This window comes from Micromonospora sp. NPDC051006 (assembly GCF_044456245.1).
Classification (GTDB): Bacteria; Actinomycetota; Actinomycetes; order Mycobacteriales; family Micromonosporaceae; genus Micromonospora.
Map to the genome: position 1 here is coordinate 98,754 of NZ_JBITFP010000008.1, position 20,629 is coordinate 119,382.

A 20,629-nucleotide genomic window follows, 5' to 3' on the forward strand; every position below is an offset into this window, starting at 1 on the left:
CGTCCCGGTAGCCCCCGCCCCGCGATCCGGCCGGGAGCGGCCCGCCACCCGCGTGGCCGACCCGGATCTACCCGGCCAGATCTGGCCTAACCGTGGGAAAACGGAGCCGATGCCCTCGGGTGCGCGGCTGACGTGCCGCCCGTTCCGGGGACGACCCGCCGGTTCCGGCTCGACCGGCCGAGCCGCTCGCTAGCGTGGCAGGTGGCCCGAGACCGGTCGCGGCTTCTCCGGCGCACCGCCAGAGGAGGCAGCCGCGGTGACGTCCAGTCCACTCCCCCGCATCCTGCGCCGGCGCGGCGAGCCGGAGTATCCGACCTTCCTGGAACTCTTCTTCGACCTGGTCTACATCTTCATGCTCTCCCGGCTCGCCGCCGGCTTCGCCCAGGATCTCAGCCTCCGGGGCGCGGCGCAGACCGCCGTCCTGCTGATGGCGGCCTGGTGGGTCTGGGTCCTGACCGCGTGGCTCACCGACCTGTTCAATCCGCGGCTGCCGATCATCCAGGCCACCGTCCTGGCGGTCATGCTCGGCACGCTCCTCATGGCGATCGCGGTGCCGGAGGCCTTCGGCCGCTACGGGTGGCTCTTCGTCGCGGCGTACTTCGGCATCCACCTGGTGCGCGACGCCGTGCTCATCCCCGGCACCCGGGTGAACCCGCCGATCCAGGCCAGGAGCATCCGGGTCTTCTTCTGGTTCGGCGTCACCGCCACGCCGTGGGTGGCCGGGGTGTTCGTGGAGGGCACCACCCGGCTGCTCCTCTGGGCGCTCGCGGTGGCTATCGACCTCGGCTCGGCCCGGCTCGGCTGGCCGACGCCGAGGATGGGACGTACCGAGTTGGCCAGCCAGATCTTCACCGGGACGCACCTCTCCGAGCGGCACCGGGCGATCTTCATCATCGCGCTGGGCGAGCTGGTCCTGACCACCGGCCGAGGGCTGTCCCTCAGCGAGTTCCAGGCCGGCCAGACGATGGCGAGCGCTCTCGGGTTCGGCAGCGCGGTACTGCTGTTCCTGCTCTACTTCCACCGCGTACGGCAGCTTCTCGCACCGCCGAACGTCACGGTGGTCGAGCGGGTGCGCCCCGGCACCTCCACCTCGTACAGCCACCTGGTCATGGTGGCCGGGGTGCTGGTGGTGTCGACCAGCATCTCGCTGGTCACCGAGCGGCCGTTCGGGCCGACGCCGGCCAGCTGGGCGGCGGTCATCCTCGGCGGGCCGGCGCTGTTCCTGCTCGGCAGCGCACTGTTCGACGCGGTCGTCACCGGCCGGCTCCTCTGGTCCCGGGCGCTCGGCGTGGTGGTGCTGGGTGGGCTGGCGCCCGCGGGGGCGCAGCTTCCGCCGTTGGCCGCGCAGGTCGTCGCGAACCTGGTCCTGCTTCTCATCCTGGTCGGGGAGACCTGGGCTCCCCGGCTGCGGCTGTTCGGCGCGACCGCGCCGGCGCGCTGAGCGTCGGCAGCCCGGCGCGGGACAATGGCGGCGCGAGCGGCCGCGCCGGCGTGGTCAGCGTCAGCCGTGCGCGGGTGGCCTGGGCGAGCGCGCGTGACGGCGGGTGCTCACCAGGTTCGCGGCGGCGATGAGCAGCAGGACGGCCACCGCGAGCAGGGCGACCCCGACCGGCGGCAGCCGGGTCGCGACCGACGCGACGGCACCCAGCAGCGCCAGCCCGACGAGCCGGGACCGGGAGATGCGGGCGAACACGGTGTAGTCGAGCACGCCCCTGCCGATCAGGAAGAGCGCCGGTCCGCCGAGGATGACCGTCGCCCAGCTGGCCGGCGTCGCCCCGAAGGGGCGGACGACGACCAGATGCGCGGTGACCGCCATGCCGGCGATGCCGGCCACCATGATCAGATGGGTGACCGCGGCGCTCTGGGTGAGCAGCGACGGGTTCGTCGACCGGGCGATCGCCTCGGTCAGCAACTCCCCGGCCCGGTAGATGTAGATCCGCCACATCAGCACCACGCCCGTGAACATCACCACCAGGGCCATGGCACGGCCCGCCGTGTGGTCGTGCATGCTGTACATCGTCCCGGTGACGAAGAGGGCCGCGCCGAGCGCGATGATGACGAACTGCCGGTACCGCTCGGCGACCCGCTCGCCGATCAGCCGCCACTCCTGCGGCTGGGATCGGCCGAACCGGGGCACCGGCCAGCCGAGTGAGGCGGCGGTGTACTCCACCGTCACGGCCGCCACCCAGAGCGCCAGCCGGGTGGGGCCGTCGGCCAGTCCACCGCTGACCCAGCCGACGGCGGCGATCGCGTACCAGAAGACGATCCTTCCGCTGCGCCGTGGTTCGGGCGCTTTCCGGTCGAACAGCAGGTAGTAGCCGGACGAGCCGAGGTGGATGGTCAGGTAGGTGAGCGCGAAGAGCAGCCCCCGCCCGTCGTACGCCTCCGGCGCGGCGGCCGCCAGCAGCAGGCTGGCCGCCGCCACCGCGATGAGCTGCACCTGGACCAGCGGCCGGGAGAGGTCGAGGCTGTCCGCGGCCCACGTGGTGATCGCCCAGACCAGGGTGAAGGCGAGCAGCAGCACCAGAACCTCGGCGAAACCGGTCCACGTCAGGTTCTCGGCCAGCGTCTTCACGAGGGAGATGAGCGCGAAGACGTAGACCAGGTCGAAGAAGAGTTCGAGGAAGGCCGGACGGCCCCGTGAGGTGGTGGTAGCCGCCGGCTCGGCGCCACCGTCCGCTGTCATCGCCATCGCGCCCCACCCGGCCCGGCCTCACCGTCCCTGCCGACGTTACGGGGAGGCAAGCCTCATCGCCCGTACCATCCATTTCTTACAGCCTTGTAGCCGTCATCTTTCATGGAGCAGTCGGAGTATTGCGGTCCTGTGTCGACGGCTGGCATGATGACCGTCAATTCCCTCCTACCCCCGAAGGAGCGGTTGCCATGGCGCTCACCCGCCGCACACTGATCGGGTCCGTGGCGGCGGGGTCCGCGCTCGCCACCTTTCCCAACCTGGTCCCAGCTCTCACCCCCGCCGCCGCCGCGGCCAGCCCGCCCGGCGACGTGGTCGGAAAGATCACCGTCGGCTATCAGGGGTGGTTCAGCTGCCCAGGCGACGGCGCGCCGATCGGCGGCTGGTGGCACTGGAGCCGGGACCGGTTCCAGCCACCCTCACCGAGCAACACCACGATCATCTCCTGGCCGGACATGCGGGAGTACGACCACGGCTACACCACCGCGTACCCCAACCTCGGCAACGGCCAGCCGGCCCGGCTCTTCTCCTCCTACGACCAGCAGACCGTCGACACCCACTTCCGCTGGATGCAGGAGCACGGCTGCGACACCGCGGCGTTGCAGCGGTTCAACCCGTTCGGCGACGAGGGCCCCACCCGCGACGCGATGGCGACCAAGGTGCGCAGCGCCGCGGAGCGGTTCGGCCGCAAGTTCTACATCATGTACGACGTCACCGACTGGACGTCCATGCAGTCGCAGATCAAACAGGACTGGACGACCAAGATGTCGGCGCACACCGCGTCGGCCGCGTACGCCCGGCAGAACGGCAAGCCGGTGGTCTGCATCTGGGGATTCGGCTTCAACGACCCCGGCCGCCCGTTCACCCCGGCCCCCTGCCTCGACGTGGTCAACTGGTTCAAGGCGCAGGGCTGCTACGTGATCGGCGGCGTGCCGACGCACTGGCGACGCGGCGTCGAGGACTCCCGGCCCGGCTTCTCCGAGGTCTACCACGCCTTCCACATGATCTCGCCGTGGATGATCTACCGGGCCACCACCCTCCAGGGCCTGGACGACTACTACACCAACGTCAACACTCCCGACCTGGCCGACTGCGCGGCGCACGGGATCGACTACCAGCCCTGCGTCATGCCGGGCGACCTGTCGGCCGGGCACCGCCGGCACGGCGACTTCTACTGGCGGCACCTCTACAACATGATCCGCCTCGGCTCGCAGGGCCTCTACGTCTCGATGTTCGACGAGTACAACGAGGGCAACCAGATCGCCAAGACCAGCGAGACGCAGGCGACCACGCCGGCCGGCGCGGGCATCCGGGCGCTCGACGAGGACGGCACCCCCTGCTCCGCCGACTACTACCTGCGGATCACCGCCGACGGCGGCCGGATGCTCAAGGGCCAGCTCGCGCTCACGCCGGTGCGGCCGACGCCGCCGGTGCTCGGCGGCGGACCGCCGCCGAGCGGCAACCTGGCCGCCGGCCGGCCCACCAGCGCCAGCAGCCAGAACGGATCGTTCACCGCCGGCAACGCCGTCGACGGCGACCGGGGCAGCTACTGGGAGGGCAGCAACAACGCCTTCCCGCAGTGGTGGCAGGTGGACCTGGGCGCTGGCCACCCGGTCAACCGGTTGGTCCTCGCCGTACCGCCCGGTTGGGAGGCCCGCACCCAGACCCTCTCGGTGCAGAGCAGCACCGACGGCAGCACCTTCACCACCATCGCCCCGGCGGCCGGGATCCGGTTCGACCCCGCCTCCGGCAACACGGCCACCGTCACCGTGCCGACCACCACGGCCCGCCACGTCCGGGTGACCATCACCGGCAACACCGCCTGGCCCGCGGCACAGCTCGGCCAGGTCGAGGTGTACGCGGGCACGGCCACCCCCACCCCGCCGACCGCACCGGGCAGCCTCTCGGTCACCGCGCAGAGCGCCACCAGCGTCTCGTTGGCCTGGACCGCCGCCACCGACGCGGACGGGATCGCCGGCTACCAGGTCCGCCGAGGTGGCCAGACGGTCGCCTCGGTCACCGGCACCTCGGCCACCGTGGGCGGGCTGAGCCCGGCCAGCGCGTACACCTTCACCGTGGTCGCGCTGGACACCACCGGCGCGCAGTCGCAGCCGTCGAACGCGGTCACCGTGACCACCGACCCGGCGCCCCAGGGCGACCTCGCCCGGGGCCGGCCGACCGCGGAGAGCGGCCACACCCAGAGCTACGGCAGCGGCAACGTGGTCGACGGCAATCCCGACACCTACTGGGAGAGCGCCAACAACGCCTTCCCGCAGTGGGTGCAGGTCGACCTCGGCTCGGCCGCCACGATCGGGCGCGTCGTGCTCCGGCTGCCGCCGTCACCGGCCTGGCAGACCCGGACCCAGACGCTCTCGGTGCAGGGCAGCACGGACGGCGCCACCTGGAGCACCCTGGTCGCCTCGGCGGGGCGGGTCTTCGACCCGTCCACCGGCAACCAGGTCACGCTGACCTTCGGCGCCGTCGCCACCCGGCACGTACGGGTCCGGATCACCGCCAACACCGGCTGGCCCGCCGGCCAGCTCTCCCAGCTCGAGGTCCATTCCGCCTGAACCGCGTCCGCTCCCAACGAATGTCGGGGGCGGCCGCCGCACCACCTCACACCGAACAGAGATGAGTCCTTGATGACCCGGAGCATCCGCGCGGCGCTGCCGCGCACCCGACGCCGGCCCACCGCGGCGGTCGCCGCCGCCACGGCGCTGGCCACCGCGATCGGCATCCTGGCCGGCGTGCCGGCCGGTGCCGCCACGGGCAAGCAGCCCGGCAACGCCGGCGCCGCACCGGTGGTGACCCGCGCCGCCCTCGACCCGAAGCTGGTCGCCGGCCGCGGCGCCCAGGTCGCCTTCCTCGAACAGGAGGCGGAGAACGCGGCGACCAACGGCGAGGTCATCGGCCCGGACCGGAGCGCCTACACGCTGCCGTCGGAGGCCTCCGGCCGGCGGGCGGTCAAGCTGGTCCCCGGCCGGTACGTCGAGTTCACGCTGCCGGCGGCGGCCAACGCGATCACGGTGCGCTACAGCATCCCGGACGCGCCCTCGGGCGGCGGCATCACCGCTCCGCTCGACGTCGCGGTCAACGGCAAGCGGACCCGGACGATGACCCTGACCTCGCAGTACGCGTGGCTCTACAACCAGTACCCGTTCAGCAACGACCCGAACGCCGGGCTGCTGCACCCGGACTGGTGGATCACCGAGTGCTCCTGCGTGCCCGCCGCCACCACCCCGTACCCGAGCATCCCCACGCCGTTCCGGCCCAGCCACTTCTACGACGAGCAGCGACTGCTGCTCGACCGCACCTACCGTGCGGGCGACCGGATCCGGCTCACCGCGCCGGCGGGCAGCAACGCCGCGTGGACGGTGATCGACCTGCTCGACTCCGAACTGGTCGCCCCGCCGCGCGTCCGGTTGCTCGCCGCGAACGTGCTGGCCTTCGGCGCCGACCCCACCGGACGCCGGGACTCGGCCCCGGCGATCGAACGGGCCATCGCCTTCGCCAAGCGCACCGGGTTGAGCGTCTACCTGCCGCCCGGCACCTTCCAGGTCAACCGGCACATCATCGTCGACGACGTACGGATCGAGGGCGCCGGCAACTGGTACACCGTCATCAAGGGCCGTGAGGTGACGCTGCCCGCCCCGGCGCCGGACGGCTCGGTGCACACCGGCGTCGGCTTCTACGGCAAGGACGCCGCTGACGGCGGCAGCCGCAACGTGCACCTCTCCGGCTTCGCCATCGAGGGCGACGTCCGGGAGCGGATCGACACCGACCAGGTCAACGGCGTCGGCGGCGCGATGAGCGACTCCACCATCGACGGGCTGCACATCCGGCACACCAAGGTCGGGATCTGGTTCGACGGCCCGATGCGCAACGTGCGCGTCACCAACAACATCATCGTCGACCAGATCGCGGACGCGTTGAACTTCCACACCGGCGTCACCGACTCGCGGGTGGCACAGAACTTCGTCCGCAACACCGGCGACGACGGGCTGGCCATGTGGTCGGAGGCGACGGCGAACGCGCGCAACACCTTCGACCGCAACACCGTGCAGTCGCCGGTGCTGGCCAACGGCATCGCGATCTACGGCGGCACGGACAACACCGTCTCGAACAACCTGATCGCCGACCCGGTCCGCGAGGGCAGCGCCATCCAGGTCGGCTCCCGGTTCGGGGCGGAGCCGTTCACCGGGCATCTGTGGATCACCGGCAACACCACGGCCCGCGCCGGCACGTACGAGCTGAACTGGAACATCGGCCTCGGCGCCATCTGGCTCTACGCGCTCGACCGCAGCATCGACGCGCGGATCGAGGTGGTCGGCGACACCTACCTGGACAGCACCTACAACGCGATCATGCTGGTCAGCGAGTGGTCGGTGAAGGACCTCTACTCGATCAGCAACGTGCACTTCCGCGACATCCGGGTCGACGGCACCGGCACGTCGGTGGTGAGCGCCCGCTCGGCCGGCTCGGCGTCCTTCGAGAACGTGGACGCCCGGCACGTGGGCGCGGTCGGGGTCAACAACTGCGGGTCGTTCCACTTCACCCCGGCCGGCTCGGAGTTCAGCCTGAACGACCTCGGCGGTAACGACGGGGGTTGGCTCGCCGACTGGCAGCTGCCGAACACCATCACCTGCGACGACCGCCCCCCGGTCATCCCCCCACCCCCACCAACCACCTGGTAAACCAGACCCCAACCCCGGTCGATCATGCAGTTGTGGTGCCCGGTACGCAGTGGTTCACACCTGCGTCCCCCACCACAACTGCATGATCGCCGCCGCGCATGACGGCGCCCGCGCACTAGTCCGGCGCCTCCGGGCCCAGCAGCCGGATCTCCTCGATGTCCAGGACCGCCTGCAGATCGCGCAGCACCACGTCGTCGATCTCGTTCGCGTCGCGCATCCGGGTGATCTCGCGACGTTTGCGTTCGAGCAGACCGAGCCGCAGCTGCCGCTCCACCTCGCGGGCCCGCGGCGCCCCCTCCTCCTGCTCCGCGGCGCGGATGTCGTCGAGCAGCGCCTCGTAGTCGGTCCGTACCCGGCTGACCACGTCCTCCCCGGCGCCGATCTCGTTGGCCACCTCCGGCAGCGCCGCGAGGCTCACCTTGCCCGCCCTTATCCGGGCCAGTCGCACCTCGTCGACGCGCTGCTGGTCGCCGGTCAGGCCGGCCCAGCGAACCAGCAGCGGCAGGGTGGTGCCCTGGACCAGCATGATCGACAGGATCGCCACCGCGGTGCAGAAGATGATCAGGTCTCGCTCCTCGACGGGTCGGCCGTTCGTCATGGCCAGCGGCACCGCCAGCGCTGCGGCGAGGGAGACCGCGCCGCGGAAGCCGGACCAGCCGGCCACGGTCCGCACCCGCCAGGACAGCCGGTTCTCGCGCTGCGACTCACCGCGGTAGAAGAGCCGGAACAGGTACGGGGTGAACCACACCCAGGCCAGCCGGGTCGCCACCACCACGAGCGTGACCACCAGCGCGATGACCAGCGCGCGTTGGGTCGAGACGCTGGTGACGCTGCGGACCGCGCGGGGGATCTGCATTCCGAGCAGCACGAACAGCCCACCGTTGATCATGAACGTGGAGAGGTCCCAGAACCCGAGGGCCAGCACCCGGGACCGGGCCCGGATCACCCGCGGGCCCGCGTACGCGAGCACCAGACCGGCCACCACCACAGCCAGCACCCCGCTGGCGTGGGCGGCCTCGGCGAGCAGGAAGGCGGCGAACGGCGTGAGGACGCTCAGCGCGCCCTCCCGCAGCGGGTCGTCGATGTGCCGGCGCACCAGCACCACGATGAGGCTGACCGCCAGCCCGGCGGCGATGCCACCGACGAAGGAGAGGCTGATCTCTCCAAGGAGGTCGAGCGGCCCCGGCACGGCGCCGCCGGCGAGCAGGCCGACCGTGACGGCGAAGAGCACCAGCGCCGTGCCGTCGTTGATGAGGCTCTCCGCGTGCAGGGTGGTCAGCAGCCGGCGGGGCATCCGCTTCGCGAGACCGGAGACCGCGGCGGCGTCGGTCGGCGCCAGCACCGCACCGAGCACCCAGGCCGCCGCGGGATTGACGCCGAGCGCCTGGGCGGCCAGCGACACGGTGAACATCGTGAGCCCCACCAGCACCACGGCGAGCAGCGCGATGACCACGAGGTTGTTGCGGATCTCCCGCAGGCTGGTGGTCAGGGCCTCCCGGTAGAGGATCGCCGGCAGGAAGAGCACCAGCACGACCTCGGGGCTGAGCACCACGTGTGACAGCGGTGGGATGAGGGCCAGCAGCGCCCCCATGCCGATGAGCAGGACCGGTGGCGCGACGCGGTAACGCCCCCCGATGGTGGTGCCGACGAGCACGGTGGCGCCCAGCACCACGAGCAGCACGAGCGCTGCCACGTCCCCTCTCACGTCGCACCCCCCGCCGTCGCCCTGGCGGCCTGCCCGCAGCCAACTCCACTGTCGCGGCTGTCGGCGGGTCGCGGAGGCGGAACGGGCTCAGCCGCGCGGCGGGGGCGGGATCGATGGCGGGGCCGGGACGGGCCCGGCGCGGCGCGCGGGGGACGGCGCCCTCAGCAGAACCAGCCGTCCTGGACCCAGCCGCGGCGGTTGATGTGTCCGTAGGCGAAGCCGTACACGTAGCCGCCGCTGCGCGGGCCCTCGACGAGGAAGGTCTGGCCGCGGTACAGCGTGCCCATCCAGGCGCCGTTCGGCTCGGTGCGGACGAACAGGTCAGCCGCGCAGACGGTCTCCCGCTCGCCGATCGTGCCGTTGGCCGCCTGTGCCGGTCCGGTCGGAGCGGCGGCGGTCGCGAGCACCGCGGCGGCGCAGACGGCGCCGGCGCGCCGGAGCAGTCTCACCACGAGTCGTACCCTCCGATGCACTCGATGCGCAGGTAGCCCCAGTCGTTGGGGCCGAAGTCGAAGGCTGCCGCCCAGCCGTTGTAGACGGGGTGGGCGCCGGGAGTGTGGCCGATCTTGTTGCCGTACTCCAGCACCCGCTTCAGCCCGTGCGGGCCGCCGGCCGAGTCGTAGTTGGCATAGAAGCTCGCGCTCTGGCAGACGACCACGGCGTGCCGGGGCACCACCGGGTCGGCGTGCGCGACGCCGGCGGAGAGCGGGGCCGCCAGAGCGGCGACCGCGAGAACGGCGACGGACGAGGCTTTCCGACGGTGCATTTGACCTCCCCGAGTCGGTACCCGCCGACGGTACCAAAGTAATCGACCTTGATCTATGGCTGATCCCGGCGCCGATCCCACCCATGTTGGTCGATGCCACCACGGCGTCCGGCCCGCGCCACATAGGCTGATCGACGGTGACGGCATGTCCGGTTCGTCGGCTGGAGGTGTACGTGACGGCTACGGAACGACGACGCACCCCGGCTCAGCCGTGGCCGGAGGAGGACGGCGAGCTGCTGACCCACAGCGGTGTCTGCCGGGACCTGCCGCCGGAGCTGGGGCCGAACACCGTCGGCGTGCTCGAGGGCCGGACCTTCATGTTCTCCAACGCCCGGGGCGACGTGCCGAAGGGTTCGATCGGCGGGCTGCTGCACGACGACACCCGCTTCCTCGACCGGTGGGAACTCAGCATCAACGACGCGCCGCTGCTCGTGCTCGGGTCCGGAACGGTCGACCCGTTCTCGGCCGCCTTCTTCCTCGCCAACTCCGAGCGGCTCGGCCTGCCGGCGAACCGGGTGGGAATCCGTCGGCAACGCTTCGTCGGCGACGGCATGTACGAGCGGATCGAGCTGCGCTACTTCGGCGCCGACCCGGTCGAACTCCGGCTGCGCCTCGACGTCGGCACCGACTTCGCCGACCTGTTCGAGATCAAGGAGTCCGGGCGGGACCGGACCCCGGAGATCACCCGGAACCACGAGGCGGACGGGTCGACGCTCCGCTTCGCCTACCGCAACGGCGACTACGCCGCCGCGGTACGGGTGGCGGCCGACCCGGCCGCGGACGAGGTCGACGGCGACGCGCTCATCTGGCACCTGCGGCTCTCCCGCGGCCAGGCCTGGCGTTGCGAACTGCGGGTGCCCCTGCGCTGCGGAGACGAGGACTTCGAGCCGGTGCCGCGCAGCTTCGGCGACGTCTTCGAGCGGGACGCCGCGGACCCGTCCAGCCGCTGGCTGGCGACGGTGCCGATGCTGGAGAGCGCGTCCGACCGGCTGGTCGCGGCTTACCAGAAGTCCGCCGCCGACCTGGTGTCGATGCGGATCGAGAAGCGGATCCACGGCGAGCCGGTGGTCCTGCTGGCGGCGGGGCTGCCCTGGTTCATGACCGTCTTCGGCCGGGACACCCTGATCACCTCGTACCAGACCGTGGCGTTCGGCCCGCAGGTCGCGCGGGGCGCGTTGGTGGTGCTCGCCGCGCACCAGGCCCGTGAGACCCACGACTTCACCGACCGGGAACCGGGAAAGATCTTCCACGAGTACCGCACCGGGGAGCTGACCCAACTCGGCATGAAGCCCTACCAGCCCTACTACGGCGGCGCCGACACCACCGGGCTCTGGCTGGTGCTGCTCTCCGAGTACTGGCGCTGGACCCGCGACGACGAGCTGATCTGCAAGCTGCGACCGAACGCCGAGGCGGCACTGCGCTGGATCGACGAGTTCGGCGACCTGCACGGCAACGGTTACGTCGGCTATGCGACCCGCTCCTCGCAGGGGTTGGGCAACCAGTGCTGGCGGGACTCGCGCGACGGCGTACAGTTCGCCGACGGCACCATCCCGGCGCTGCCCATCGCGACCTGCGAGACGCAGGGCTACACCTACGACGCCAAGCTGCGGATGGCGGAGCTCGCCGACGGCCCCTGGCAGGACCCGGCGATGGCCGCGCGGCTCCGGACGGAGGCGGCGGCGCTGCGGGAGCGGTTCAACCGGGACTTCTGGATTCCGGAGCGGGGCGGCTACTACGCGATCGGCCTGGACGGCGACGGACGCCCGATCGACTCGATGACCTCGAACATGGGACACCTGCTGTGGAGCGGCATCGTCCCGCAGGAGCGGGCCGACGTGCTGGCCGCCCAGCTGATGTCCGATGAGATGTTCTCCGGATGGGGGGTGCGCACCCTCTCCACCAGCGACCACGGCTACAACCCGATCGGATACCACCTCGGCACGGTCTGGCCGCACGACAACTCCCTCATCGCCGCCGGCCTCGCCCGCTACGGCCACCGCGACGACGCGGTCCGGATCGTCACCGCGATGTTGGAGGCGTCCGCCTACTCCGAGCACCGGTTGCCCGAGGCCCTCTCCGGCTACGACCGGGCGTTCGGCCGGCAACCGGTCCCCTACCCCACCGCCTGCAACCCGCAGGCCTGGGCGAGTGGGGCGCCGCTGCTCTTCCTGCGTACGTTGCTCGGGCTCGACGCCGTCGACGGCCAGCTGGTCCTCGACCCGCACATACCGGAATCGCTCGGCTGGATCCGGTTGGCCGGAAGCCCGGCCTTCGGCCGCCGTTGGGACCTGGACGCCGACGGCACCCGATCCTCCGTCCGGGAGGCCGGCTGAGCGCCGCCCGCGTCAGCCGGCCGGCGGGATCTTCCAGAGCTCGTTGAAGGCCAGGCTGTCGAAGAAGGCCGTCGCGTCGACCACCTTGCCGTCGCGGAAGGTCAGGAACCAGGCGTAGGTGTTCTCGTACGTCGAGCCGGTGACGGTGACGCCCGCGCCGTCGAACACCGCGATGACGGTGTTCGCGTCGGCGTCCTCGTAGATCGCCCGGAGGGCCACCGGCCGGTACGGGGCGTTCGCGTCGAACCGCGCGTTGAACGGCCGCATCGCCTGGGTGAGGAACTCGTCGGCGCTCTGGTAGGTGCCCGCCACCACCGAGTGGCCGACCACTTCCCACCGCATGTCAGGGGCGAAGATGTCGCTGATCTCGCCGGTGCCGGCGGACCAGTCCGCGAAGGCTCGGGTGACGATGTCCCGGCTCGACGTCATGGCGCCCACCTCTCCGCGGGTTGCGACCATGGCGATCGCACCGCCCCGCCCCGTGCCGTCCGGTGCCTCACCGCCACTTTATCGGCGGCGCCGGCCGGCCGAGGCCGGGTCAGCGCAGCGCGGTGTACCGCCCGGCCAGGACCGGCGGTCCCGCCCGGGGTCAGCGTCGTCGCCGGGCCCGTGCGGTCGCGCGCGCGTTCGCCTTCTCGATCGCCTGTACCAGGTCGCCCTTCGCCAACTCCTCCGGTCGCGCGACACCGACCCGCCGCGCCACCTCGTCGAGGTGCTCCTTGCTCGCGTTGGCGTCCACCCCCTGCGCCGTCTCCCGGGGGCGGGACCGGGAGGCGGGGCCGCCCAACGCGGCCTGCGGATCGGACGGCCCGGGACGCTCCTTCGGCTCCCAGTGGTCGCCGACCTTCTCGTGGGTGTGCTTCAGCGAGGCGTACGCGGTCCGGTGGGCCCGCTCGCCGTCGCCGTAGGTCTCCTCGGCCGACTCGAGCGTCTTCTTGTAGGTCCGTACCGCCTTGTCGTCGGAGCGGGCGACGGTCGACGGCACGTCGTCACGCATCTCTTCGGCCTGCTCGTGCTTGTCCGGCACGGCGTACCTCCTCGGGCGGCGTCGTCCCGGGACGGGTACCCCGCCACCGTCGGGGTACGCCAGCGGATGCCGTCGGGCCGCCCGCTCCGCGCCTGTCCGCCGCCGGAGTCAGGAGGCCCGGGGGCGGCCGGTCCGCTCGTCCCGACCGCCGAGTTCGTGGCCGCCGAGTTCGTGGCCGTCGGGTCCTGAGCGGGGCGGGTCCGCCCGCGGTGCGCCGGCGGGCGGCGCGCCGGCGCTGCGGGGCGGCGGGATCGTGCCGGGCGGCCGCGGGTTCCGAGGCGGGTGCGGACCGGTTTCCGCCGCCGGCTCCCGGGGCCGGTCCTGCCCGGGGGCGGGCGGCGCGGGGGCGGGCGGCGCGGGGGCGGGCGGCGCGGGGGCCCGCGTCCGGCCGCTCGGGTCAGCGGGCCGGTTCGCCGGCGTCGGGTGGGGCGGGATGCGGTCCGCCGGGGCCGGCGTCCGGCCGCTCGGGTTGGCGGGCCGGTCCTCGGATTCCGGTTGCGCCGGAGTGCTGGCCGGAGCGGGATCGGCTGCGCCGGTGTCCTGGCCGGTCGACGTGGGCGGCTGAGGGACGGACGATGCGGGCACGTCGGTCACGGCCCGCGGACCGGGCTGCGTCGGATCGGCCGGCACCACGGGCGGCAGGTGACGCCGCAGGTCGTCGAGTTCACTTCGCAGCCGGGCCGCGGCGTCGCCGTCGCCGATCGTGCCCAGCAGCGCCGCGGCCCGTTCCAGGTGTTCGCGGGCCTCGGCATGCCGGCCGTCGGTGAGGTCCCGCCGCGCCTGCTCGATCGCCCGGCCGATCTCCCGCTCGGTGGCCAGGGACTCGGCACGGTCGGCGTAGACCAGCCTGGTGACCGGCCAGAGCAGCCCGCCGGGCTCGGCGCGGACAGCACCGAGCCACAGCCCGCCGGCGACGCCGACCAGGGCCAGGGCCACGCCGGCCGCCGTGACGCGCCGCCGTCGACCGGGCGCGCCGACGGGCCGGGCGGCAGGGGGCCGACCCGCCCGACCCGGCCGGGTGGGCACCGGCCGGCGGGCACCGGCGCCTTCCGCCGGCACCTGGGCAGGCGGTGGCCCGGCAGTCGGCGCCGGGCCGGGGACCCGGTCCCCGACCGCGTCGAGTTGCCGCGCCTGGGCCTCCACCTCGGAGTGCCAGCGGTGCAGTAACGCGGCGATCGGGTCGTCGACCGGATGCTCGGACGGGACCGGCTCGCCACGGCTGATCGCATCGAGAAGCTGGTCGTCGCGCAGCACCGGGTCCTGCGGCTGGGGCGGTGGCAGCTCGGTCGTCACAGGATCACCCGGGCGAAAGTGTCGCCGGCGAGGGCGCGCAGTCGAGTGAGGGCGCGGTGCTGGGCGAGCCGGACGGCACCTCCGGTCATGCCCAGCACCGTACCGACTTCGTCCGCCGTCATGCCGACCGCGAGGCGCAGGACCAGGATCTCCCGGTGGGTCGCCGGAAGCTGGGCCAGCAGCCCGGCCAGCCAGCCGCCGAGGTCGGCGGTGAGCGCCCGGTGCTCCGGGCCGGGAGTGGGGTCGGGCGCGTCCGGCACCTCGGCGACGGTCTCCGCGCGATCCCGGCTCGCCGCGCGCAGAACGTCGGCGACCTTGCGGGCGGCGATGCCGTAGACGAACGCGAGGAACGGCCTGCCCTGGTCCTGGAAACGGGGCAACGCGCGCAGCACGGCGAGACAGACCTCCTGCGCGACGTCCTCGGCGGTGGCCCCGCCGGCGCCGACCTGCCCGAGCCGGGCCAGGCTGTAGCGGACCACGATCGGCCTGATGAGCGCGAGCACCCGGGCGACGGCGTCGGGATCACCGGCCGCGGCGCGCCGGACGACGTCGCGATCCGGTGTCTCCATACGCTCGCGGACCTCTCTCGCTGTGGCTGGCTCGACGGTAACCAACCCCGGGTGCGCCACCAAGCGGCCGGCGATGAAACGCCATCGCCCCGATCGCCGATAACCGGGCAGGAGTTCCACGCCCGCCGTCCGCGACGTCGGGTCCGCCGTTGTGCGGCTTTTCCATCCTATTGATGTATTTATCATAACGGATGGCTGTTGCATCTGGTCCGAGCCCGCTCCCATCGGCCAACCTCGCCCTGGGCCAACCGCCCACCTACCGCTGTGGAGAGGAACCCCATGCGCAGATCCCTGGGCGTCGCGATGCTCACCGGCATCGTCGTCGCCGCCGCTGCGGCGAGCGGCGCCACCGCCGCCCCCGCCGAGGCGGCCAGCGACTACATCGTCGTCCTCCGCGCCGGCGCCGACTCGCCGTCGGTCGCCGCCGAGCACGCGCGGGCCCGCGGCGCGAGCGTCGGGTACGTCTACGAGCACGCCCTGCGTGGCTACTCGGCCCGGATGAGCCCCACCGCCGCGGCCCGGATCGCCCGCGACTCCCGGGTGCTCTTCGTCCAGCCCGACGGGGTGGTCAGCACTGACGCCCAGACCACGCCCACCGGCATCAACCGGGCCGACGCCGAGCTCAGCCCCACCGCGAAGATCAATGGCGTGGACGAGCGGGTCAACGTGGACGTCGCCGTCATCGACAGTGGCGTGGACCTGGACCACCCGGACCTGAACGTCTACACGACCGGCGCCAAGAACTGCTCCACCGGCAACAGCGCCGACGACGGCAACGGCCACGGCACGCACGTCGCCGGCACGATCGGCGCGCTCGACAACAGCGCCGGTGTGGTCGGCGTGGCCCCGGGCGCGAGGATCTGGCCGGTCCGGGTACTGAACAACGCGGGTAGCGGGTCGTTCTCCGCGATCATCTGCGGCATCGACTACGTGACCGCGCATGCCAGCGAGATCGAGGTCGCCAACATGAGCCTCGGCGGCTCGGGCACGGACAGCGCCTGCGGCACCAACCGGGACGCGATGCACGAGGCGATCTGCCGCTCCGTTGCGGCCGGTGTGACCTACGTGGTGGCGGCCGGCAACGAGACCGACAACGCGGCCAACCACGTGCCCGCGGCGTACGACGAGGTGATCACGGTCAGCGCCCTGGCCGACTTCAACGGCGTGCCCGGCGGCGGCGCGGCGGCCACTTGCCGCAGCGACATGGACGACACCATCGCCGACTTCTCCAACTTCGGCGCGGACGTCGACCTGATGGCGCCCGGTGTCTGCATCTACTCCACCTGGAAGGGCGCCGGCTACAACACCATCTCCGGTACCTCGATGGCCAGCCCGCACGTCGCCGGTGGCGCGGCCCTCTACAAGGCCACCCACCCCAGCGCCTCGCCGGGCGCGGTGAAGTCGGCGTTGCAGGGGGCCGGCACCACCGCGTACAACTGGCCGGCCGGCGACCCGGACGGCGTCCAGGAGAAGCTGCTCAACGTCTCCACGTTCTGACCGATGACCCGTCCCGGCTCCCGCACCCGGGGGGCCGGGACGGACCCCCGGCGGCCGATGCGCCGGCGCCGACCGGCGCCGGCGCTTCCGCGTGCCCCTCGCGCTGACGGTCAGCGGGCCTGCGCACCAGGTACGGCGGCCGACTTCGGCTCACCGCTCGGCGGTCCCGCTCAGCACCCGACCTCTGCCTCCGCGCCGCCGCAGGCTCGGCGGTGCGTCCACCATCCGGTGATGGTGTCACCGCCGCCCACGCCCGGTGGGCGATTCGCCCGGCTTCGGGCGCGTGACCCGCTCCGGCGCGGCCGGCCCGGGTGAGCGTGGTCATAACGGGTGGACGATGCCCCGTACCGCCCTGCTAGCCTCGGCGCAGGTCATGAGCGCCAGCGTCAAGCCCCGGCTCGCTGGCCGGCAACCCTCCTCCGCGGTGGGGTGCCCCGGGTGAAGACCAGGCATCGGAGCAACCTCCGGTGCAAGCGTGGCCTGGTTCCCAGGTCAACCCGACCCAGGAGAACCATGATGATCCGCACCAGCACTCCTCCGGTCGCCGCGTCGGTCCCGTCGCCCGCGCCGGTGGCCCTGACCCGGCGCCGCCACGTCGACATGATGTGGGTCTGCAGCGCCGCGTGTCGCCCCTCGCGCTGAGGCGCCCGCCCCCGCTCCCCTGATCGATCCCGCGGTACGCCCATCGGGCGCACCGTCGGCGGCGCACGCCCGTGCCCCGCCGCTGACACCATTCGGAGACACCTGTGCGATCTCTTCCTGCCCTGACCCGGGTGGCCGCCCTCGGCGTGGCCGCACTCCTCGGCGCCGCCGCCCTCACCGCCTGCGGCGACGACGCCTCGTCCAGCGCGGCGGACAACCCGTACGAGCTGCTCCAGCCCGGCGTGTTGCGGGCCGGCACGCTCACCGACGCGCCGCCGAACGTGTACCTGAAGGACGGCAAGTTCACCGGTTTCGACAACGACCTGCTCAGCGCGGTCGCCGCGAAGATCAACCTGAAGGTGGAGTTCGTCGGTACCGACTTCTCCGCGCTGCTCGCCCAGGTCAACAACCACAAGTTCGACGTCGGCAGCTCCTCGATCACGATCACCGAGGCGCGCAAGAAGACCGTCGACTTCGGTAACGGCTACGACTTCGGCTACTTCGGACTCGACGTTCCGGCCGGTTCCCCGATCACCAGCTTCGACCAGCTCAGCGGCAAGCGGGTCGTGGTGGTACAGGGCACCGTGCAGGACGACTACGCCACCGGCAAGCAGCTCAACCCGGTGCGGGTGCCGGACTACAACGGCGCGATCAACCAGCTCAAGGCCGGCACCGCCGACGCCTGGATCGCCCCGGCCGAGATCGGTGAGAAGTCCGCCGCGGACAGCGGGGGCAAGATCTCCGTGGCCGCGAAGCAGCTCAGCCCGGCGCCGACCGCGTACGCCGTGGCGAAGGGGAACGACAAGCTGCGCGAGGCGCTGAACAAGGCCCTCGACGAGGTGATCGCCGACGGCACCTGGAGCCGGCTGCAGGCCCAGTACTACCCGGGCCGCCCGGTGCCGGCGGACTTCAAGCCGGGCAGCGGCACGGTGGCGGTTCCGGCGGCGCCGTCGGCGTCGGCCGCGTCCTGACGGTACGAGACGACGAGCGGGGCGGTAGGAGAGGCGACTATGGATCCGTTGCGCACCCTGTGGGAGACCTTCTTCGACTGGGAATCGATGCGCGAGGCGCTGCCCGAGATGCTGACCGTCGGGTTGCCCAACACGCTGATCCTGGCGGTCTCCGCCGCCCTGCTCGGCTCGGTGCTGGGCATGCTGCTGGCCATCGCCGGCATCTCCCGCACCCGCTGGCTGCGCTGGCCGGCGCGGGTCTACACCGACGTGTTCCGGGGCCTGCCGGCCGCCGCGACGATCCTGCTGATCGGCGTCGGGCTGGCGCCGCTCGGCATGCAGGTCTGGGGCCCGAACCCCTACCCGCTGGGCATCCTGGCGCTCTCCCTGATCGCGGCCGCCTACATCGGTGAGATCTTCCGATCGGGCATCCAGTCGGTGGAGGCGGCCCAGTTGGAGGGCGCGCGGGCGCTCGGCTTCTCCTGGGGCGAGTCGATGCGGATGGTGATCATCCCCCAGGGCGTACGACGGGTCCTGCCGGCCTGGGTCAACCAGCTCATCGCGTTGATCAAGGACTCCAGCCTGGTGTACTTCCTCGGCCTGGTGGCCAGCGAGCGGGAGCTGTTCCGGATCGGCCAGGACTACGCCGCCACCACCGGCAACGAGTCCGCGCTGCTGCTGGCGGGGCTCTTCTACCTGGCGTTGACCGTGCCGCTGACGCACGTGGTCAACGCGATCGACCGGCGGCTGCGACACGGCCGCCCGGGCGCCCCGCCGACCGACGACGCCTCCGACATGGACCTGACGCTGCCCGGCGCGGCGGGAGGGAGTCAGCGATGAGCACCGACACCACGAGCACCAGCACCTCGGTCAGCCTGGGTGTCCGCGACGGGCACCTCGCCTTCGGGGCGAACCAGGTGCTCCGCGGCGTCGACCTGGACGTGCCGCGCGGCACGACCGCCTGCGTGATCGGCCCGTCCGGGTCGGGCAAGTCCACCCTGCTGCGGACCATCAACCGGCTGATCGAGCCGGACCGCGGCGACGTGCTGCTGGACGGACGCAGTGTTCTGGCCGACGACCCGGACGCGCTGCGGCAGCGGATCGGCATGGTCTTCCAGCAGTTCAACCTCTTCCCGCACATGAGCGTGCTGCGCAACGTCACCCTGGCGCTGCGGCGGATCAAGCGGCTGAGCGAGGAGGAGGCGGTGGCGGTGGCCCGGGCCCAGCTGGACCTCGTCGGGCTGGCCGGCAAGGCCGACGCCCGACCGGCGCACCTCTCCGGCGGCCAGCAGCAGCGGGTGGCGATCGCCCGAGCGCTGGCGTTGCAGCCGCAGGTGATGCTCTTCGACGAGGCGACCAGCGCGCTCGACCCGGAGCTGGTGAAGGGGGTGCTCGGGGTGATGGCGGACCTCGCCACCGGCGGCATGACCATGGTGGTGGTCACCCACGAGATGGGCTTCGCCCGCGAGGTCGCCGACACGGTGGCCTTCATGGACCGTGGGGTGGTGCTGGAGGCCGGGCCGCCGGCCGCGATCTTCGAGGCGGCCGAGCACCCGCGGCTGCGCCGCTTCCTCGACCAGGTGCTCTGAACCCCGGGCCGGTCAGTCCGCCAACACGTGCCCGACGTAGCGGCGGGCCATGGTGGCGACGACGGCCTCGGGGTCGGCCGCCCACACCTCGGCGTTGAAGATCTCCACCTCGACGTCCCCCTGGTAGCCGGCCTGCTCGACGGCCCGGCGCAGCAGCGGGAAGTCGATGTGCCCGTCGCCCATCATGCCCCGGGAGAGCAGGGCGTCCGGCGGCAGCGGGGTGATCCAGTCGCAGACCTGGAAGCTGACGATCCGGGCCCGGGCCCGCCGGATCTGGCCCAGCACGTCCGGGTCCCACCAGACGTGGAAGGTGTCGACCACGACGCCGACCTGATCGGCGGGGAACCGCTCGGCGAGGTCGAGCGCCTGGCCGAGGGTGGAGAGCACCCCGCGGTCGGCGCAGAAGATCGGATGCATGGGCTCCAGCCCGAGCCGCACCCCGTGCCGCGCCGCGTACGGGGCCAGCTCGGCGATCCCGTCGGCGGCCCGCTCCCGGGCGCCGGCCAGGTCGCGGGACGAGTCGGGCAGGCCACCGACCACCATGACCAGGCACTCCGCGCCCAGCCCGGCGGCCTCGTCGATGGCGCGCCGGTTGTCGTCGAGCGCGCGGCGTCGGGCCGCCGGATCAGCGGCGGTGAGGAACCCGCCCCGGCACAGCGAGGAGACCCGCAGGCCGGCGTCGGCGACCAGCCGGGCCGCGGCGGGTACGCCGATCGCCTGGACGGGTTCGCGCCACAACCCGATCGCGGGCAGGCCGGCCCGTACGCAGCCGGCGACCGCCTCGGCGACCGACCACCGGTCGGTGGTCTTCTGGTTGAGCGAGAGCCGGGCCAGCCGCGGGTCGCCCGGCACCGGGGTCGGCTCGACGGCCG

Annotated in this window: 17 protein-coding genes and 1 riboswitch; of the genes, 8 read left to right on the top strand and 9 right to left on the bottom strand. The window is 72.5% G+C overall.

Annotation, left to right across the window (positions count from 1 at the left end; genetic code table 11):
- Positions 1–256: 256 nt before the first annotated feature.
- The gene (locus tag ACIBBA_RS15605) at positions 257–1,441 is read left to right on the top strand and encodes a low temperature requirement protein A (RefSeq protein ID WP_396697666.1); all 1,185 of its coding nucleotides are present in this window, start codon (positions 257–259) and stop codon (positions 1,439–1,441) included.
- A 60-nt stretch (positions 1,442–1,501) separates the two neighbouring features.
- Here ACIBBA_RS15605 and ACIBBA_RS15610 read toward each other — a convergent pair whose 3' ends face one another.
- Complete coding sequence (locus ACIBBA_RS15610; protein ID WP_396697668.1) at positions 1,502–2,692, bottom strand: low temperature requirement protein A; 1,191 nt, start codon at positions 2,690–2,692, stop codon at positions 1,502–1,504.
- A 191-nt stretch (positions 2,693–2,883) separates the two neighbouring features.
- Between ACIBBA_RS15610 and ACIBBA_RS15615 the strand changes: the two genes are divergently transcribed.
- Positions 2,884–5,262, top strand: coding sequence for a discoidin domain-containing protein (locus ACIBBA_RS15615; protein WP_396697670.1), 2,379 nt, complete (start codon positions 2,884–2,886; stop codon positions 5,260–5,262).
- 72 nt (positions 5,263–5,334) lie between these two features.
- Complete coding sequence (locus ACIBBA_RS15620; protein ID WP_396697672.1) at positions 5,335–7,386, top strand: glycosyl hydrolase family 28-related protein; 2,052 nt, start codon at positions 5,335–5,337, stop codon at positions 7,384–7,386.
- Positions 7,387–7,501: 115 nt separating this feature from the next.
- Here ACIBBA_RS15620 and ACIBBA_RS15625 read toward each other — a convergent pair whose 3' ends face one another.
- From ACIBBA_RS15625 to ACIBBA_RS15635, 3 genes are all read right to left on the bottom strand, one after another.
- Positions 7,502–9,079, bottom strand: coding sequence for a Na+/H+ antiporter (locus ACIBBA_RS15625; protein WP_396697674.1), 1,578 nt, complete (start codon positions 9,077–9,079; stop codon positions 7,502–7,504).
- Positions 9,080–9,252: 173 nt separating this feature from the next.
- The gene (locus tag ACIBBA_RS15630) at positions 9,253–9,543 is read right to left on the bottom strand and encodes a hypothetical protein (RefSeq protein WP_396697676.1); all 291 of its coding nucleotides are present in this window, start codon (positions 9,541–9,543) and stop codon (positions 9,253–9,255) included.
- Positions 9,537–9,857, bottom strand: a complete 321-nt coding sequence (locus ACIBBA_RS15635) for a hypothetical protein (protein WP_396697678.1) — start codon at positions 9,855–9,857, stop codon at positions 9,537–9,539. Before ACIBBA_RS15635 ends, ACIBBA_RS15630 begins: the two co-directional genes overlap by 7 nt.
- A 173-nt stretch (positions 9,858–10,030) precedes the next feature.
- Between ACIBBA_RS15635 and ACIBBA_RS15640 the strand changes: the two genes are divergently transcribed.
- Complete coding sequence (locus tag ACIBBA_RS15640; protein WP_396697680.1) at positions 10,031–12,190, top strand: glycogen debranching N-terminal domain-containing protein; 2,160 nt, start codon at positions 10,031–10,033, stop codon at positions 12,188–12,190.
- 12 nt (positions 12,191–12,202) lie between these two features.
- Here the strand turns inward: ACIBBA_RS15640 and ACIBBA_RS15645 are convergent, their stop codons facing one another.
- From ACIBBA_RS15645 to shbA, 4 genes are all read right to left on the bottom strand, one after another.
- Positions 12,203–12,619, bottom strand: coding sequence for a nuclear transport factor 2 family protein (locus ACIBBA_RS15645; protein ID WP_396697682.1), 417 nt, complete (start codon positions 12,617–12,619; stop codon positions 12,203–12,205).
- A 160-nt stretch (positions 12,620–12,779) separates the two neighbouring features.
- Entirely contained in the window at positions 12,780–13,187 is a 408-nt protein-coding gene (locus ACIBBA_RS15650; RefSeq protein WP_350871118.1) for a ChaB family protein, read from the bottom strand.
- Between the two features lie 138 nt (positions 13,188–13,325).
- The gene (locus ACIBBA_RS15655) at positions 13,326–14,510 is read right to left on the bottom strand and encodes an anti-sigma-D factor RsdA (protein ID WP_396697684.1); all 1,185 of its coding nucleotides are present in this window, start codon (positions 14,508–14,510) and stop codon (positions 13,326–13,328) included.
- The gene (gene shbA, locus ACIBBA_RS15660) at positions 14,507–15,079 is read right to left on the bottom strand and encodes an RNA polymerase sigma factor ShbA (RefSeq protein ID WP_350870258.1); all 573 of its coding nucleotides are present in this window, start codon (positions 15,077–15,079) and stop codon (positions 14,507–14,509) included. The genes ACIBBA_RS15655 and shbA overlap by 4 nt, the downstream gene beginning before the upstream one ends.
- 279 nt (positions 15,080–15,358) lie before the next feature.
- Between shbA and ACIBBA_RS15665 the strand changes: the two genes are divergently transcribed.
- The 4 genes from ACIBBA_RS15665 to ACIBBA_RS15680 all read left to right on the top strand — a co-directional run bounded on the left by ACIBBA_RS15665 (position 15,359) and on the right by ACIBBA_RS15680 (position 19,757).
- Positions 15,359–16,576, top strand: coding sequence for a S8 family peptidase (locus ACIBBA_RS15665; RefSeq protein WP_396697686.1), 1,218 nt, complete (start codon positions 15,359–15,361; stop codon positions 16,574–16,576).
- Positions 16,577–16,945: 369 nt separating this feature from the next.
- Positions 16,946–17,058: riboswitch (SAM riboswitch) on the top strand.
- Between the two features lie 264 nt (positions 17,059–17,322).
- Entirely contained in the window at positions 17,323–18,189 is an 867-nt protein-coding gene (locus tag ACIBBA_RS15670) for an ABC transporter substrate-binding protein (protein ID WP_396697688.1), read from the top strand.
- A 39-nt stretch (positions 18,190–18,228) separates the two neighbouring features.
- Positions 18,229–19,008: an amino acid ABC transporter permease gene (locus ACIBBA_RS15675; RefSeq protein WP_396697690.1), complete on the top strand. Its 780-nt coding sequence runs from the start codon at positions 18,229–18,231 to the stop codon at positions 19,006–19,008.
- On the top strand, positions 19,005–19,757 hold the full coding sequence (locus ACIBBA_RS15680; RefSeq protein ID WP_396697692.1) for an amino acid ABC transporter ATP-binding protein: 753 nt from the start codon (positions 19,005–19,007) through the stop codon (positions 19,755–19,757). The genes ACIBBA_RS15675 and ACIBBA_RS15680 overlap by 4 nt, the downstream gene beginning before the upstream one ends.
- 12 nt (positions 19,758–19,769) lie before the next feature.
- On the opposite strand, the gene ACIBBA_RS15685 is transcribed toward ACIBBA_RS15680, so the two are convergent.
- The gene (locus ACIBBA_RS15685; RefSeq protein WP_396697919.1) at positions 19,770–20,609 is read right to left on the bottom strand and encodes a sugar phosphate isomerase/epimerase family protein; all 840 of its coding nucleotides are present in this window, start codon (positions 20,607–20,609) and stop codon (positions 19,770–19,772) included.
- Between the last annotated feature and the right edge of the window lie 20 nt (positions 20,610–20,629).